This is a genomic window from Bacillus sp. YBWC18 (assembly GCF_002998775.1).
Lineage (GTDB): Bacteria > Bacillota > Bacilli > Bacillales > Bacillaceae > Bacillus.
In genome coordinates this window covers 155,573-169,675 of record NZ_PVRI01000002.1, presented here as the reverse complement: position 1 = coordinate 169,675, position 14,103 = coordinate 155,573, and the positions used below count along the sequence as shown (strand labels likewise).

Annotated in this window: 13 protein-coding genes; 11 read left to right on the top strand and 2 right to left on the bottom strand. The window is 42.2% G+C overall.

Annotation, left to right across the window (positions count from 1 at the left end; all coding sequences use genetic code 11):
- The first annotated feature begins 21 nt into the window (after window positions 1–21).
- The 11 genes from recO (at window position 22) to C6348_RS07085 (ending at window position 12,261) form a co-directional block, all read left to right on the top strand.
- Entirely contained in the window at window positions 22–792 is a 771-nt protein-coding gene (gene recO, locus C6348_RS07135) for a DNA repair protein RecO (protein ID WP_034661344.1), read from the top strand.
- Window positions 793–1,124: 332 nt separating this feature from the next.
- Window positions 1,125–2,012 (top strand): glycine--tRNA ligase subunit alpha, encoded by an 888-nt coding sequence (gene glyQ, locus C6348_RS07130; RefSeq protein ID WP_106039268.1) that lies wholly within the window; start codon window positions 1,125–1,127, stop codon window positions 2,010–2,012.
- Entirely contained in the window at window positions 2,005–4,050 is a 2,046-nt protein-coding gene (glyS, locus tag C6348_RS07125) for a glycine--tRNA ligase subunit beta (RefSeq protein WP_106036871.1), read from the top strand. Before glyQ ends, glyS begins: the two co-directional genes overlap by 8 nt.
- A gap of 166 nt (window positions 4,051–4,216) precedes the next feature.
- Window positions 4,217–4,855 carry a transcriptional regulator CcpN gene (ccpN, locus tag C6348_RS07120; protein ID WP_024423017.1) on the top strand — a complete coding sequence of 213 codons (639 nt, stop codon included), beginning with the start codon at window positions 4,217–4,219 and terminating at the stop codon, window positions 4,853–4,855.
- A gap of 25 nt (window positions 4,856–4,880) precedes the next feature.
- A complete protein-coding gene (locus C6348_RS07115; RefSeq protein ID WP_008342399.1) occupies window positions 4,881–5,702 on the top strand; it encodes a pyruvate, water dikinase regulatory protein in 822 nt (273 codons plus the stop codon).
- Window positions 5,703–5,963: 261 nt separating this feature from the next.
- Window positions 5,964–6,464, top strand: a complete 501-nt coding sequence (locus tag C6348_RS07110; protein WP_106042432.1) for a YaiI/YqxD family protein — start codon at window positions 5,964–5,966, stop codon at window positions 6,462–6,464.
- A gap of 32 nt (window positions 6,465–6,496) precedes the next feature.
- Window positions 6,497–8,326 (top strand): DNA primase, encoded by a 1,830-nt coding sequence (gene dnaG, locus C6348_RS07105; RefSeq protein WP_106042430.1) that lies wholly within the window; start codon window positions 6,497–6,499, stop codon window positions 8,324–8,326.
- 201 nt (window positions 8,327–8,527) lie between these two features.
- Window positions 8,528–9,649: an RNA polymerase sigma factor RpoD gene (gene rpoD, locus C6348_RS07100; RefSeq protein ID WP_008342392.1), complete on the top strand. Its 1,122-nt coding sequence runs from the start codon at window positions 8,528–8,530 to the stop codon at window positions 9,647–9,649.
- A 301-nt stretch (window positions 9,650–9,950) separates the two neighbouring features.
- A complete protein-coding gene (gene cccA / locus C6348_RS07095) occupies window positions 9,951–10,310 on the top strand; it encodes a cytochrome c550 (RefSeq protein ID WP_003217503.1) in 360 nt (119 codons plus the stop codon).
- 120 nt (window positions 10,311–10,430) lie between these two features.
- The gene (locus C6348_RS07090) at window positions 10,431–11,147 is read left to right on the top strand and encodes a tRNA (adenine(22)-N(1))-methyltransferase (protein ID WP_106042428.1); all 717 of its coding nucleotides are present in this window, start codon (window positions 10,431–10,433) and stop codon (window positions 11,145–11,147) included.
- Window positions 11,140–12,261: a Nif3-like dinuclear metal center hexameric protein gene (locus tag C6348_RS07085; protein ID WP_060596667.1), complete on the top strand. Its 1,122-nt coding sequence runs from the start codon at window positions 11,140–11,142 to the stop codon at window positions 12,259–12,261. Before C6348_RS07090 ends, C6348_RS07085 begins: the two co-directional genes overlap by 8 nt.
- 39 nt (window positions 12,262–12,300) lie before the next feature.
- Here the strand turns inward: C6348_RS07085 and C6348_RS07080 are convergent, their stop codons facing one another.
- Both C6348_RS07080 and vrrA read right to left on the bottom strand, forming a co-directional pair.
- Window positions 12,301–13,245 (bottom strand): 4-hydroxy-3-methylbut-2-enyl diphosphate reductase, encoded by a 945-nt coding sequence (locus C6348_RS07080; RefSeq protein ID WP_034661333.1) that lies wholly within the window; start codon window positions 13,243–13,245, stop codon window positions 12,301–12,303.
- A 157-nt stretch (window positions 13,246–13,402) separates the two neighbouring features.
- A complete protein-coding gene (gene vrrA, locus C6348_RS07075; protein ID WP_106042426.1) occupies window positions 13,403–14,098 on the bottom strand; it encodes a VrrA/YqfQ family protein in 696 nt (231 codons plus the stop codon).
- Between the last annotated feature and the right edge of the window lie 5 nt (window positions 14,099–14,103).

The following is a 14,103-nucleotide window of genomic DNA, read 5'->3' as shown; positions in this document are numbered from 1 at the left end:
CAATGCTCGGAGTGTAGACAAATGCTCATTAAAAGTGAAGGAATCGTCCTTAGAACAACAGATTATGGCGAAACAAACAAAATTGTCACGCTGCTCACTAGAGAACATGGGAAAATTGGCGTGATGGCAAGAGGTGCAAAAAAATCAAACAGCCGCCTGTCAGCCATAAGCCAGCCGTTTTTATACGGAACCTTTCTGATCCAATCATCAACAGGACTTGGAACGCTCCAGCAAGGCGAAATGATTGAAAGTATGCGAACCATTCGGGAGGATTTATTTTTGACCGCATATGCCGCATATATGACAGAGTTACTCGATAAAGGCACAGAAGAAAAAAAGCCAAACCCTTATTTGTTTGAGCTCCTGCTTCAATCTCTGCGTCATCTGAATGAAGGCACAGATGCTGATATTATCTTATTTATCGTAGAGGTCAAAATGTTATCAGTAATGGGAATGAAGCCTGAACTTGATCAATGTGTCCATTGTGGTCAAAAAGAAGGGCAGTTTCATTTCTCTATTAGAGATAACGGCTTCATTTGCCAAAATTGCTTTTCTAAAGATCCGTATAAACTGCCCTTATCCCCAGCAGCTGCAAGGCTGCTCCGTTTATTTCATTATTTTGATTTATCAAGGCTCGGTCAGGTTGATGTGAAACCGCAGACGAAACAAGAAATTCGTCAAGTGCTCGATCACTACTATGAAGAGTATTCAGGCCTTTATTTGAAATCAAAAAAATTCATGAATCAGATGGAATCCATGAAAAAGCTAATGGGCGGGGAAAACAAAAGTTGACATCTCCCATGACTTTTTGTAAGATCATCTAAGATAAAATATGTTGCATTGACAGAAAGAAGTACTTACGCAGAATTCATTAAAAGCGACCTTAGGGCGGTGTGAGCTAAGGATGGAGGCGTAACGAAAGGCATTCTTGAGCAACGTAAAACAAAGCGGCTGGATGCTACGACACCAGCAAATAGGGTGGAACCGCGGGAAAAACTCTCGTCCCTATGTTTGCAAGGAGCCTTGCGAGCATAGAGACGGGAGTTTTTGTGTTCTTTTGCGGGGTTCTCATCCCCACCCGCCATATCATAGCGGATGGTGTAGAAAAGATGGAGGTGCGATCATTGAATATTCAAGACATGATTTTGACGCTGCAAAAGCATTGGTCAAATGAAGGCTGCGTATTAATGCAGGCGTATGACACAGAAAAAGGTGCCGGAACGATGAGTCCATACACGTTCCTGCGAAGCATTGGCCCAGAGCCGTGGAAGGTAGCATATGTAGAGCCTTCAAGACGCCCGGCTGATGGCAGATATGGAGAAAACCCAAATAGATTGTATCAGCATCATCAATTTCAAGTGATCATTAAGCCGTCACCTGACAATATTCAAGAACTGTATCTTGAATCATTGAAAGCACTTGGTATTGACCCGCTGAAACATGATATTCGTTTTGTGGAAGACAACTGGGAAAACCCATCTCTAGGCTGTGCAGGACTTGGCTGGGAAGTATGGCTTGATGGGATGGAAATTACACAATTCACGTATTTCCAGCAAGTCGGCGGCTTAGAATGTAAGCCTGTTTCCGTTGAAATCACATACGGTATTGAACGTCTTGCTTCCTACATCCAGGACAAAGAAAATGTCTTCGATCTTGAATGGACAGAGGGATTTACGGTCAGAGATTTATTCTTAATGGCTGAATATGAGCACTCTGTTTATACATTTGAAACATCTAATACTGACATGCTGTTTGAGTTATTTACGACCTATGAGAAGGAAGCGCATAGCCAAATGGACAAAGGGCTTGTTCACCCAGCATACGATTATGTGCTCAAATGCTCTCATACGTTTAACCTGCTCGATGCAAAGGGCGCAATTTCTGTTACTGAGCGAACTGGATATATCGGAAGAGTGCGCCAGTTAGCAAGAAAAGTAGCCAAAACCTATTATGAAGAACGAGAAAAATTGGGATTCCCTATGCTAAAAGAGGAGGCGGCTTCTCATGAATAAACAAGATGTATTACTCGAAATCGGCTTAGAAGAGATGCCGGCTCGCTTCATGTCAGAAAGCACAAAGCAGCTAGGCGAAAAAGTAAAAACGTGGTTTGAAACGCAAAACATTTCATTTGAAGATGTTACTCTATTTAACTCACCAAGACGTCTTGCTGTACTTATGACAGGTGTCGCAGAAAAACAAGAAGACATCAAAGAAGAAGCAAAAGGTCCGGCTAAAAAGATTGCGCAAGATGCGGAAGGCAACTGGACAAAAGCAGCGGAAGGTTTTGCCCGCGGACAAGGTGCTTCAACAGATGATCTCTATTTTAAAGAGATCAAAGGAGTGGATTATGTCCATGTGCAGAAGTTTGAAGAAGGAAAGCAAGTTAAAGACCTTCTGCCAGCATTAGGTGAGATCGCCACTTCATTAAGTTTTCCAAAGAACATGAGATGGGGAAGCAAAGATTTACGCTACATCCGTCCGATTAAATGGATTGTTTGTTTATTTGGAGAGGAGATTGTACCTGTTGACATTGCTGGGGTGAAAAGCGGCCGTGAGACAAGAGGACACCGTTTCCTTGGTAAGGCAGCCATCATCGACTCGCCTGCTTCTTATGAGCAAACATTGCGCGATCAATTTGTCATTGCAGATTCAGATAAAAGAAAACAAGCCATTACCGAGCAGCTAAATGCTCTAGCTTCAGAAAAAGGATGGGTGATTCCTGTTGATCCTGAGCTTCTAGAAGAGGTCAACAATCTTGTAGAATACCCAACGGTGCTATCGGGTTCCTTTGAAGAAGAATTCCTTGCATTGCCGGAAGAAGTATTGGTAACGACAATGAAAGAGCATCAGCGTTATTTCCCTGTGAAAAATGAGCAAGGGGAATTATTGCCGCACTTTATTACGGTGAGAAATGGAAACAGTGAAGCGCTTGAAAATGTCGCAAGAGGGAACGAAAAAGTACTTCGTGCACGTTTATCAGATGCTGCCTTCTTCTATAAAGAAGACGAAAAACTAGTCATTGAAGACAATATTAAGAAGCTTGATAAGGTCGTATTCCATGAGAAACTTGGCACAATTGGCGATAAGCTAAAGAGAGTGACTGACATTGCGACGCGTTTAGCAGCACATGTCGGTGCAGATGACGAAACGACAGAGCGTGTGGCAAGAGCCGCAAGTATTTCGAAATTTGACCTTGTGACTCAAATGGTCTATGAATTCCCAGAATTACAAGGAATCATGGGCGAGAAATATGCAAAAGCACTTGGCGAACATGAAGAAGTGGCAAAGAGCATCAACGAGCACTATATGCCGCGCTTTGCCGGTGATGAGGCGCCCTCCACTTTGATTGGTGCGATTGTGGCAGTAGCAGATAAGCTGGATTCTATTTGTTCCTTCTTCTCAATTGATGTCATTCCAACAGGCTCTCAAGACCCTTATGGACTGAGAAGACAAGCGAGCGGTATCGTTCAAATCCTGCTCGATCGTCATTGGAATATTTCATTTAAAGAGCTTTTGGCACTTGCTCAAGTAGAAGCAGAACATGAAGCTGCTCTGATTGAATTTTTGACACACCGTTTAAAATATGTCCTCCAAGCAGAGCATATCCGTCATGATGTTGTAGATGCAGTGCTGGATGTTGAAAATATTGAACCTTATGCAGTCGTGAAAAAAGCAGCTGTTCTTGAAGAGAGCGTGAAACAAGAAAGCTTCAAAGAAACGGCAGAAGCATTAGGACGCGTCATTTCAATCAGTAAAAAAGGGGAAGATGCAGAGATTCAGCCTGAGCTGTTTGAAAATGAGCATGAGCAAAAGCTATATGAGGCGTATCAACAAGTAGAGACAGCTGTCAAGGAACATGTAGCAGCAGGGCAATACAGCGCAGCACTTGAGGCGCTAGATACGTTAAAAACACCGATTGTTCATTATTTCGATCACACAATGGTACATGCGGATGATGAAAAGCTGAAGCGAAATCGTTTGGCGCAAATGGTCAAACTAGCCAAAGTCATTCAATCATTTGCGAATATGAACAATTTAATTGTAAAATAAATACCTAAGAACGGTTGCCTTTTTCGAAGGGCAATCGTTTTTTACTCATATAATTCACGGTTTTTGAGTGGATTTTTGTTTCATTCGGACAAAGATGCGCTATAATATGATGAGTTATGAAAATGATATACATAAAGTAAAGATTCGCTCTCTCTATTTAAAGGTGGTGAGTACAATCGAGTTAAATAAACGGCAAGAGCAGATTTTACAGATTGTCAAAGAGAATGGTCCGATCACTGGAGAGCATATCGCCGATCGGCTGAACTTAACTAGGGCGACCCTCAGACCGGATTTAGCCATATTAACGATGTCAGGCTTTTTAGAAGCAAGACCAAGGGTCGGCTACTTTTTCACAGGAAAAACAGGCACGCAGCTTCTAGCAGATAAGCTGAAAAAACTTCAAGTAAAAGATTTTCAATCCATTCCAGTGGTGATACATGAGAATGTTTCAGTTTATGATGCGATTTGTACGATGTTTTTAGAGGATGTGGGCACATTATTCGTTGTGGATGATCACTCTATTTTAACAGGCGTGTTGTCAAGGAAAGACCTCCTTCGCGCAAGTATTGGAAAACAGGAGCTCCCATCTATCCCTGTCCATATTATTATGACAAGAATGCCGAACATCACCGTTTGCCGCAAGGAAGATTTTATTATGGATGTGGCGAAGCACTTGATTGAAAAGCAGATAGATGCACTTCCTGTTATAAAAGATACGGATAAAGGCTTTGAAGTGGTCGGCAGAATTACGAAAACAAACATGACGAAAATACTTGTTAGCTTATCGGAGAATGAAATAATCTAATTACAGAAGACTGCGAGGGGATGTTATGAGTAATCGCGTAATTTTTGTGGTATCAGATTCAGTAGGAGAAACGGCAGAGCTCGTGGTCAAAGCGGCACTTAGCCAATTTGATGGCGGCTCATCAGACCATTCAAATATTAGAAGAATTCCGTATGTAGAGGATGTCGGTACGATTAAAGAAGTCATTTCACTGGCGAAAGCAGATAACGGAATCGTCTGCTTTACTCTTGTTGTGCCAGAAATGCGCCAATTCTTAATTGAAGAGGCAGAAGCAAACGGAGTCGTTTATTATGACATCATCGGACCACTCATCGATAAAATGGAGACTGCTTATGGAAATGAAGCGAAACATGAGCCGGGGCGTGTACGTCAATTAGATGAGGACTATTTTAAAAAGGTTGAAGCCATTGAGTTCGCAGTGAAGTATGATGACGGCAGAGACCCAAGAGGCATTCTAAAGGCTGATATTGTGCTCATCGGTGTATCACGCACATCTAAGACACCATTATCTCAATACTTGGCGCATAAACGGCTGAAGGTAGCGAACGTTCCAATTGTTCCTGAAGTAGATCCGCCAGAGGAGTTATTTTCAGTTGATCCAAAAAAATGCATCGGTCTAAAAATCAGTCCAGACAAACTAAATCATATTCGTAAAGAGCGTTTGAAATCTCTAGGTTTAAATGATCGCGCAATTTATGCGAACATTGAGCGGATTAAAGAAGAACTAGAGTATTTTGAAAAAGTGGTGGACCGCATTAACTGTCAAGTCGTTGATGTATCGAATAAAGCAGTTGAGGAAACGGCAAATGTCATTCATCAAATGCTGACCAAAAGAGGTTCCGAATAAACTCAGGATGCTCCTCCTGGGTTTTTCCTATGGTGGGAAACGGGTAAACAAAAACAATGGCATATTTGCTGCATTTGTATTATAATAAAAAATTGTGATAAAATGATTGATTTTAGGTTTAAGTTAAGTCAAGAACGAATAAACTAATATTGGCAGAAGTCAAGTGATTCTGAACATAACTTTTCGACAAAATGAGTTTTACTGTTGTTTGCTATATGGGGGGAAAGTATGGTCTTTTTGCTTCTCTAAAGCAGGAATAAGGTGGAGGGATGGAGAATTAGTCACCTGAATGAACATAAACAAGAGAGGACGATTTATGTCGATGCAGATGCTTGTCCTGTAAAAGACGAAATCCTTTCTGTCGCATCTCAATTTCAAGTACCTGTGATGTTCATTGCTTCATATGAGCATTTTCAAACCAAAAGATCTCCACTTGAAGATTGGCGGTTTGTAGATACACATAAGGAAGCAGCGGATTTAGTCATTGCGAACTCAGCTGCCGCGCATGATATTGTCGTCACCCAAGACATTGGTCTTGCCTCCTTACTGCTTCCAAGACAGGTCATTGTACTGTCTGAAAGAGGACGGATGTACACAAACGAAACAATTGATTTTGATTTGGAACGCAGACATGTTTCCAGTAAACAGCGAAGAAAAGGTGTATATGGAAAAGGTCCCAAAAAGCTTTTAGAAGAGGATAAAAAGCGATTTATTGCGCAGCTACAAAAAATCCTGTCGAATCATGAAGGATTTTTGAATTAAAAGGCGAATAATGTACGACGGAGTGTTATAGGATGAGCAAACGTATACCAGATGAACTTTTGGAGCAAATCCAAAAAAACGCAGACATTGTCGAAGTGATTGGAGAATACGTACAGCTTAGAAAGCAAGGTCGAAATTACTTCGGTCTTTGTCCATTCCATGGTGAAAATACTCCTTCATTCTCTGTTTCAGCAGATAAGCAAATCTTCCATTGTTTTGGCTGTGGTGCAGGAGGTAATGTATTTTCGTTCCTCAGACAAATGGAAGGCTACTCATTTATTGAAGCCGTTTCACATGTTGCTGATAAGTACCATATTGATTTGCCTGATCATGTAGCAAATGCTCAGGTCAGCTCCTCACAGCAAGAGGACACTGCAGATCATAAAATGATTGAAGCGCATGAGCTTCTTAAGAAATTTTACCACCATTTGCTGGTAAATACAAAGGAAGGTCAAAACGCACTCGATTATTTACGGGCGAGAGGCTTTACGGATGAAACAATTGCCAAGTTTGAGATCGGATATGCTCTTGACTCTTGGGATTTCGTGACCAAGTTTTTAGTAAAACGAGGGTTTGATCCTGTGATGATGGAGAAGGCTGGTCTTTTGATTCAACGTGAAAACGGAACAGGCTTTTTTGACCGCTTTAGGGATCGTGTGATGTTTCCCATTCATGATCATCATGGGACAGTCGTCGCTTTTTCGGGAAGATCGCTTGGTGATCAGCAGCCTAAGTATATGAATAGTCCTGAAACGCCACTTTTTCATAAAAGTAAGCTGCTTTATCACTTTCATGACGCGCGTATGCATATACGAAAACGCGAACGGGCGGTTCTTTTCGAAGGATTTGCTGACGTCATTTCAGCTGTCACATCAGGTGTCGGCGAAAGTGTTGCAACAATGGGTACGTCTCTAACAGAAGAGCACGTAAAACTTCTCAGACGTAACGTAGAAGAGATCATTCTTTGCTATGACTCTGACACGGCCGGTTATGAAGCCACCATGAAAGCATCAGATTTGCTTGGAAAAAGAGGATGTAAAGTTCGCGTTGCCATGATACCAGATGGACTTGATCCAGATGATTACATTCGTAAATATGGCGGCGAGAAATTTAGGAATGACATCATAGATGCAAGTGTGACATTAATGACTTTTAAGATGAACTTTTTCCGTAGGGGAAAGAATTTATCTGACGAAGGAGACCGGCTTACTTATATGAAGCAGGTACTCCGAGAAATTAGCCGGTTAAACGGTTCCTTGGAACAAGAGATTTACATGAAACAGCTTGCTGGAGAGTTCTCGATCTCACTTGATTCATTAAAAGAACAACTGGAGCTGTTTGAAAAACAGCAGCGGCAAGAAGCCAAAAGCACACAGGAAGAAAGCGGGCTTGAAAAACGGCGTGCACATCTGTCAACACAGGTAAGAAGAAAGCGTCTGCGGCCAGCATATGAAAATGCAGAGCGAATGCTGCTTGCTCATATGTTAAAAAGTGATGACGTGATCCGAAAAGTACTTGACAGAGTAGGGATTGAATTTAATATAGATTCTCACAGGGCGCTGGCCACGTACATTTATGCTTTGTATGAAGAAGGCAAAGAACCAACGCCGCAGCATCTGATGAACCGTATAGAAGATGATATTATCAATCAGCTTCTAACGGATATATTCATGATTCAAGTTGGAGACGAACTAAGTGAAGCTGAATTAAGTGATTATGTAAAAAAAGTGTTGAATCATCGGAATTTGTCAATGATAAAGGAAAAAGAACTAGAACGTGCAGAAGCGGAGAGGCAAAAAGATTTCTTCAAAGCGGCAACACTTGCAAAAGAAATTATTCAGTTGAACCGTTCGCTGAAGTAATACGTCTAATATTTATGACAAGACTTACGGCTGGCAATGAATCCTTTACGGGAGGAGCATAAGACCGCAAGCATCTTGCCTTCATCATTATTTATTTTATTCCTATTTGCTCATCTGTTTGATAAAGAGAGAAAAGCAGAGCGAAAGCAAATCGCAAGTTACTTTAGAATTCGTTGCAAGCTTTGGAAGGAGGGATCCATAATGGCTGATAAACAAGCCCACGAAACCGAAACTGAATTAACCTTTGAACAGGTGAGAGATAAGCTCACTGAAACGGGTAAAAAACGGGGCGTTTTAACATACGAAGAAATTGCAGAGCGTATGTCTAGCTTTGAAATTGAATCAGACCAAATGGATGAATACTATGAATACTTAGGCGAACAGGGTGTAGAGCTCATCAGTGAAAACGAAGAGACAGAAGACCCAAATGTTCAGCAGCTGGCTAAAGCAGAAGAGGAATTTGACCTGAATGATTTAAGCGTACCACCAGGTGTCAAAATTAATGATCCTGTTCGTATGTACTTAAAAGAAATCGGACGCGTCAATTTGTTATCTGCTAAAGAAGAAATTACGTATGCTCAAAAGATCGAAGAAGGCGATGAGGAATCAAAAAGAAGATTAGCGGAAGCAAACCTTCGTCTCGTTGTCAGCATCGCGAAACGCTACGTCGGTCGTGGTATGCTGTTCCTTGACTTGATTCAAGAAGGAAACATGGGTCTTATGAAGGCAGTTGAGAAGTTTGATTACCGCAAAGGATACAAATTCTCAACATATGCAACCTGGTGGATTAGACAGGCGATCACGCGTGCGATTGCCGATCAGGCCAGAACAATCAGGATCCCGGTTCATATGGTGGAAACCATTAATAAATTGATCCGTGTTCAAAGACAGCTTCTGCAAGACCTAGGCAGAGAACCAACGCCAGAGGAAATTGCTGAAGACATGGATTTAACTCCAGAAAAGGTAAGAGAAATTCTTAAAATTGCGCAAGAGCCTGTATCTTTAGAAACACCTATTGGTGAAGAAGATGACTCGCATCTTGGTGATTTTATTGAAGACCAAGAGGCGACATCTCCATCTGACCATGCTGCATACGAATTATTAAAAGAGCAGCTTGAAGATGTATTAGACACGCTAACGGACCGTGAAGAAAATGTACTGAGACTACGCTTCGGACTAGATGACGGAAGAACACGTACGTTAGAAGAGGTTGGAAAGGTGTTCGGCGTCACAAGAGAGCGTATCCGCCAAATTGAAGCGAAAGCTCTGCGTAAATTAAGACACCCAAGCAGAAGTAAACGATTAAAAGACTTCTTAGAGTAGAAACTGGACGGATCTTGAAAGAGATCCGTTCTTTCTCATCAAAAATGAAAACGCTTTTTTCAATCTGATTATATTTTACTGAATAACAAATGAATTTGCAACGTTCTTAGAGAAAAGATGTATAAAAAATACATCAAAATGTGCTGAAGGCTTCATTTCTCATCTTGTATCATTTTTGTCTAATCTGTGAACTTGACCAAAGTTTTGTATCATAATTCGTTTACTTTTTGTAAAATTAAAGTAGAATTAGAATTGTTTGCATAGTCTCAAAGGGGTTTTCACAAAGGGGAGGATGAAAGAAATGAAACGGAATCCACTTATACCATTCTTATTGATTGCCATTTTAGGTATTGGACTCACTTTTTTCTTATCAATGAAGGGGTTGAAAGATGAAGACAAAATCGCCTCTGGAGGCGAGGAACAAAAACAAGAAGAGACAGCGAATGCGACGCCGGAAGAATTGTATAAGCAAAACTGTTTGAGCTGTCACGGGGAAAACTATGAAGGCGGCGCAGGTCCTGCATTAAAAGGCGTTGGTGACAAGCTTGAAGTGGCAGACATCAAGAAGAAAATTCAAGAAGGCGGCAACGGGATGCCAGGCGGGCTGATCCCGAATGAAAAGCTCGATGAAATGTCGGAATGGGTATCCAAAATTAAATAATGTTACGCAAAAAGCTCTTTTTCATCAGAAGAGCTTTTTTCATTTGAAAACGACTTTTAAAAAGTCCATAATTTATATAAGATAGACAAGTATGAACATTAAAGAAAAGTAGTGATACGTATGAATGAAATGAATTTATCAAAACGATTAAAAAGAGTCGCAGACTTTTTACCACATGAGGCCGTCTTTGCTGATATCGGCTCAGATCATGCCTATTTGCCATGCTATGCGATTCTGCATCAAAAAGCAGTAGAAGCCATTGCTGGTGAAATTACAGAGGGACCGCTTCAATCGGCGAAGCAGCAAGTACATAGACTTGAATTAGATGACCAGATCTCGGTCAGAAAAGGTAATGGCCTTGAAGTTATTGAAAAGGGCGAAGTGAATGCTATCACGATTGCAGGTATGGGCGGAGCACTCATCGCAAGCATTTTAAATGATGGCAAGCATAAGCTCGCAGGCCATGAGAGGCTCATTCTTCAGCCAAATATCCATGCTCACCACATTCGTTTATGGCTCTATCAAGAGGGGTATGAATTGATGGATGAAGTCATTTTAGAAGAGGATGGCAAAATATACGAAATCATGATCGCAGAAAAAGGCGACAAAGATAAAGCCTATGAAGGGATGTCGATTGAAACAGGCATGCTAGTTGGTCCGTTTCTTGCGAAAGAGCAAAACGACGTCTTCCGGCGCAAGTGGATGCAAGAGCTTCAGCATATGGAGAAAATAGAAAGTCAAATTCAGCAGGCAGCGCGGGCAGAAGAGAATGAGGAGCGCCTTGAAGAGCTGCATGTAAAAATAAAGATTCTAAAGGAGGTTTTGACTGTTGGCTAAAACAGTAAACGGACATGAAATCATCCAATTATTTGAACAATTTTCACCAAAGGCATATGCCGTAGAAGGTGACAAAATCGGTCTCCAGATTGGGACGTTAAATAAAAAGGTAAACAATGTCATGATCACCTTGGATGTATTAGAGAATGTGGTAGATGAGGCGATCGAAAGAAATGTGGATCTCATTATTGCTCACCATCCACCGATCTTCCGTCCGTTAAAACATGTAGCGACAGATCAGCCAGCTGGACGGATCATTGAGAAATGCATCAAACATGATATTGCGGTATATGTGGCACATACGAATTTAGATGTGGCTGATGGAGGAGTCAATGACTTGCTTGCGGAGGCTTTAGAGCTTGAAGAAACAAGTGTGTTAGTCCCGACATATGAAGATCAAATCAAACAGCTTGCCCTGTATGTTCCGCAGGAATTTGAAGAAGCCATCCGTACAGCTTTAGGAAATGCGGGCGCAGGCCATATTGGCAACTACAGCCATTGTGCGTTTTCAAATGAGGGGACAGGCAGCTTTTTGCCATCAGAAGATGCGGATCCGTTCATTGGTGAGAGCGGTCAATTGGAATTTGTCAAAGAAGTGCGGATTGAAACCATTTTCCCGGCAAGTATAGAAAAACAAGTGATTCGTGAAATGATCAAAGCACACCCGTATGAAGAAGTCGCTTATAGTGTACACACGACAGATCTTCCTCCAATTCAAAAAGGCCTTGGCCGTATAGGGGAGCTAAGAGAGCCTATGACCCTTGGAGATTTTACACGATTTGTGAAGACAAAACTGGATGTAAATGGTGCTCGCTTTGTAGGTGATCAGGACGCTGTTGTGAAAAAAGTGGCTGTGCTTGGCGGAGACGGAAATAAATACATTCATCAAGCGAAAAGAATGGGTGCTGATGTGTATGTGACAGGGGATCTTTATTTCCATGTCGCCCATGATGCCATGATGCTCGGGCTGAACGTAGTGGACCCAGGGCATTATGCAGAAAAGATTATGAAAGAGGGCGTAAAGGCGAAGCTTCAATCGCTATGTTCAGATAAAAAGTATGATGTACAGCTCTTTGTTTCTGAATCGAACACAAACCCATTTCAATTTATGTAAACAAAAAAACGTCAGAGCTGCTATGCTCTGACGTTTTCTTTATTTCTTTGTTTTCACGCGCGGTAGTATTTTCGAAAGAGGAACCGACCGTTCAATCTTCCAAGTTGCTTCATCATCCGGCTCGTAGTTTTCTAAGAAACGTATGACTTCCTTTGTAATAGGTGTTGGTGTTGAAGCACCAGCAGTAACGGCAACGGTATTTACGCCTTGCAGCCACTCCAGCTTGAGCTCACTTAGGTCACCAATACGGTAAGCCTGCGTTCCAGCAATCTCCATGGACACTTGTGCCAGACGGTTGGAGTTATTACTTTTTGGATCGCCGACAACAATGGTAAGATCAGCTTGACCAGCTTGCTCGGAAACAGCTTCCTGACGTACCTGTGTCGCAAGACAAATTTCTTGATGGTACTCGACGTGAGGGTATTTCTCTTTAATCAGCTCCATTAGATCGTGAACATCCCACTGAGACATCGTCGTCTGATTGGTGATGAGCAGTTTATCTGATGTTAAATCGAGCGCCTCAATGTCGGCTTCTGTTTCGACAAGATGTACCTTGTCAGGAGCTACTCCGACAGCTCCCTCTGGCTCAGGATGACCCTTTTTCCCAATATAAATAATGTCATATCCATCGGCTGTTTTCTCTGAAATGAGTTCATGTGTTTTCGTTACATCGGGACAGGTTGCATCAATGGTGATAAGGCCTTTTTCTTCTGCAATTTGACGAACCTCAGGTGAAACGCCGTGAGCGGTGAAAATGACTGTTCCGCTTTCAACCTGCTTTAAAATGTCCATGCGGTTTGGTCCGTCCAGTGTGTAGATCCCATCTTCTTCGAAGGCATCTGTCACGTGCTTGTTGTGCACAATCATACCTAATATATAAATTGGGCGTGGCAAGTTTTTATCAAGTGCGGCATTTTTAGCAATGACCATTGCATCCACAACGCCATAGCAATAGCCACGCGGCGAAATTTTAATTACATTCATTTATTCGTCCTCCTGTAGGGAAGTGCTGCTAGAGAAGAACAATATAAAAAGCCGTAAAAAACGGCTTTTTATCATTCTCTAGCTTCCATTATAGCCAAAGTAAGCGCATATATCAAAGATTGTTATACGCAGTGAACACTTCGCCGTTAAAAGATCACTAGACATATAGTTTTGGAACAGAGCTGCCAGGTCTTTTTTTCGGTTTTGCTTCAGGAGCAGGTGATGTGTGAGGAGCTGCTTTTTTGACCAGGATGTCTTCTGGTTCTTCGTTCTCTTCTATTTCATCATCTCGTGCTGCTTTTTCTTGCGGCACTTCTGTTTCCTCGCCGATCTCTTTAGGTTCTTCATCTTCGCCTGTTTCATCATCCGCACTGCCGAGCTGGCTGTACAGCTTAATCATGGCAGGCAGATTTCTTACTAAAGGACCGTATTGCTGAATCATTGGTGTAAATTGCTGCGCCATACCGAGCACTTTTTGTACATTTCCTAACATGCTTGAGAGGGTCGCAGGATTTGTGAAGCTCTGGATTCCTTGTAATCCCGCACCACCTCCAGAGATCCCTGCTCCCCCTGCGCCAGGAAGAAATTTAGCGAGCATGCCTTTCATTCCTGCTCCGCCGCCTAGTGCACGGCTCTCGCCTCCTGGAATTCCGTCCATCCCGCGTATACCGCCTCCCTGTACAGACGGGGAGCGAGGCATCATTTGCTGAAATTGATTGCCTTGCCCTTGAAAAGGCTGTTCGATAGGAGGCTGCTGCCCTCTTTGAAAAATCCCGGGTTGTCCGCCATTTCCAAGATGCCGGCGTGAGGGACGGTGCGGCTGAAAATCGCCCATAGGCCTTTGCCCTAACATACTTG

Coding starts and splice junctions, on each gene's coding strand:
- recO (WP_034661344.1), top strand. CDS start 22: ATGCTCATTAAAAGTGAAGGAATCGTCCTTAGAACAACAGATTATGGC.
- glyS (WP_106036871.1), top strand. CDS start 2,005: ATGAATAAACAAGATGTATTACTCGAAATCGGCTTAGAAGAGATGCCG.
- cccA (WP_003217503.1), top strand. CDS start 9,951: ATGAAACGGAATCCACTTATACCATTCTTATTGATTGCCATTTTAGGT.
- C6348_RS07090 (WP_106042428.1), top strand. CDS start 10,431: ATGAATGAAATGAATTTATCAAAACGATTAAAAAGAGTCGCAGACTTT.
- vrrA (WP_106042426.1), bottom strand. CDS start 14,098: ATGTTAGGGCAAAGGCCTATGGGCGATTTTCAGCCGCACCGTCCCTCA.
- C6348_RS07115 (WP_008342399.1), top strand. CDS start 4,881: ATGAGTAATCGCGTAATTTTTGTGGTATCAGATTCAGTAGGAGAAACG.
- dnaG (WP_106042430.1), top strand. CDS start 6,497: ATGAGCAAACGTATACCAGATGAACTTTTGGAGCAAATCCAAAAAAAC.
- C6348_RS07080 (WP_034661333.1), bottom strand. CDS start 13,245: ATGAATGTAATTAAAATTTCGCCGCGTGGCTATTGCTATGGCGTTGTG.
- rpoD (WP_008342392.1), top strand. CDS start 8,528: ATGGCTGATAAACAAGCCCACGAAACCGAAACTGAATTAACCTTTGAA.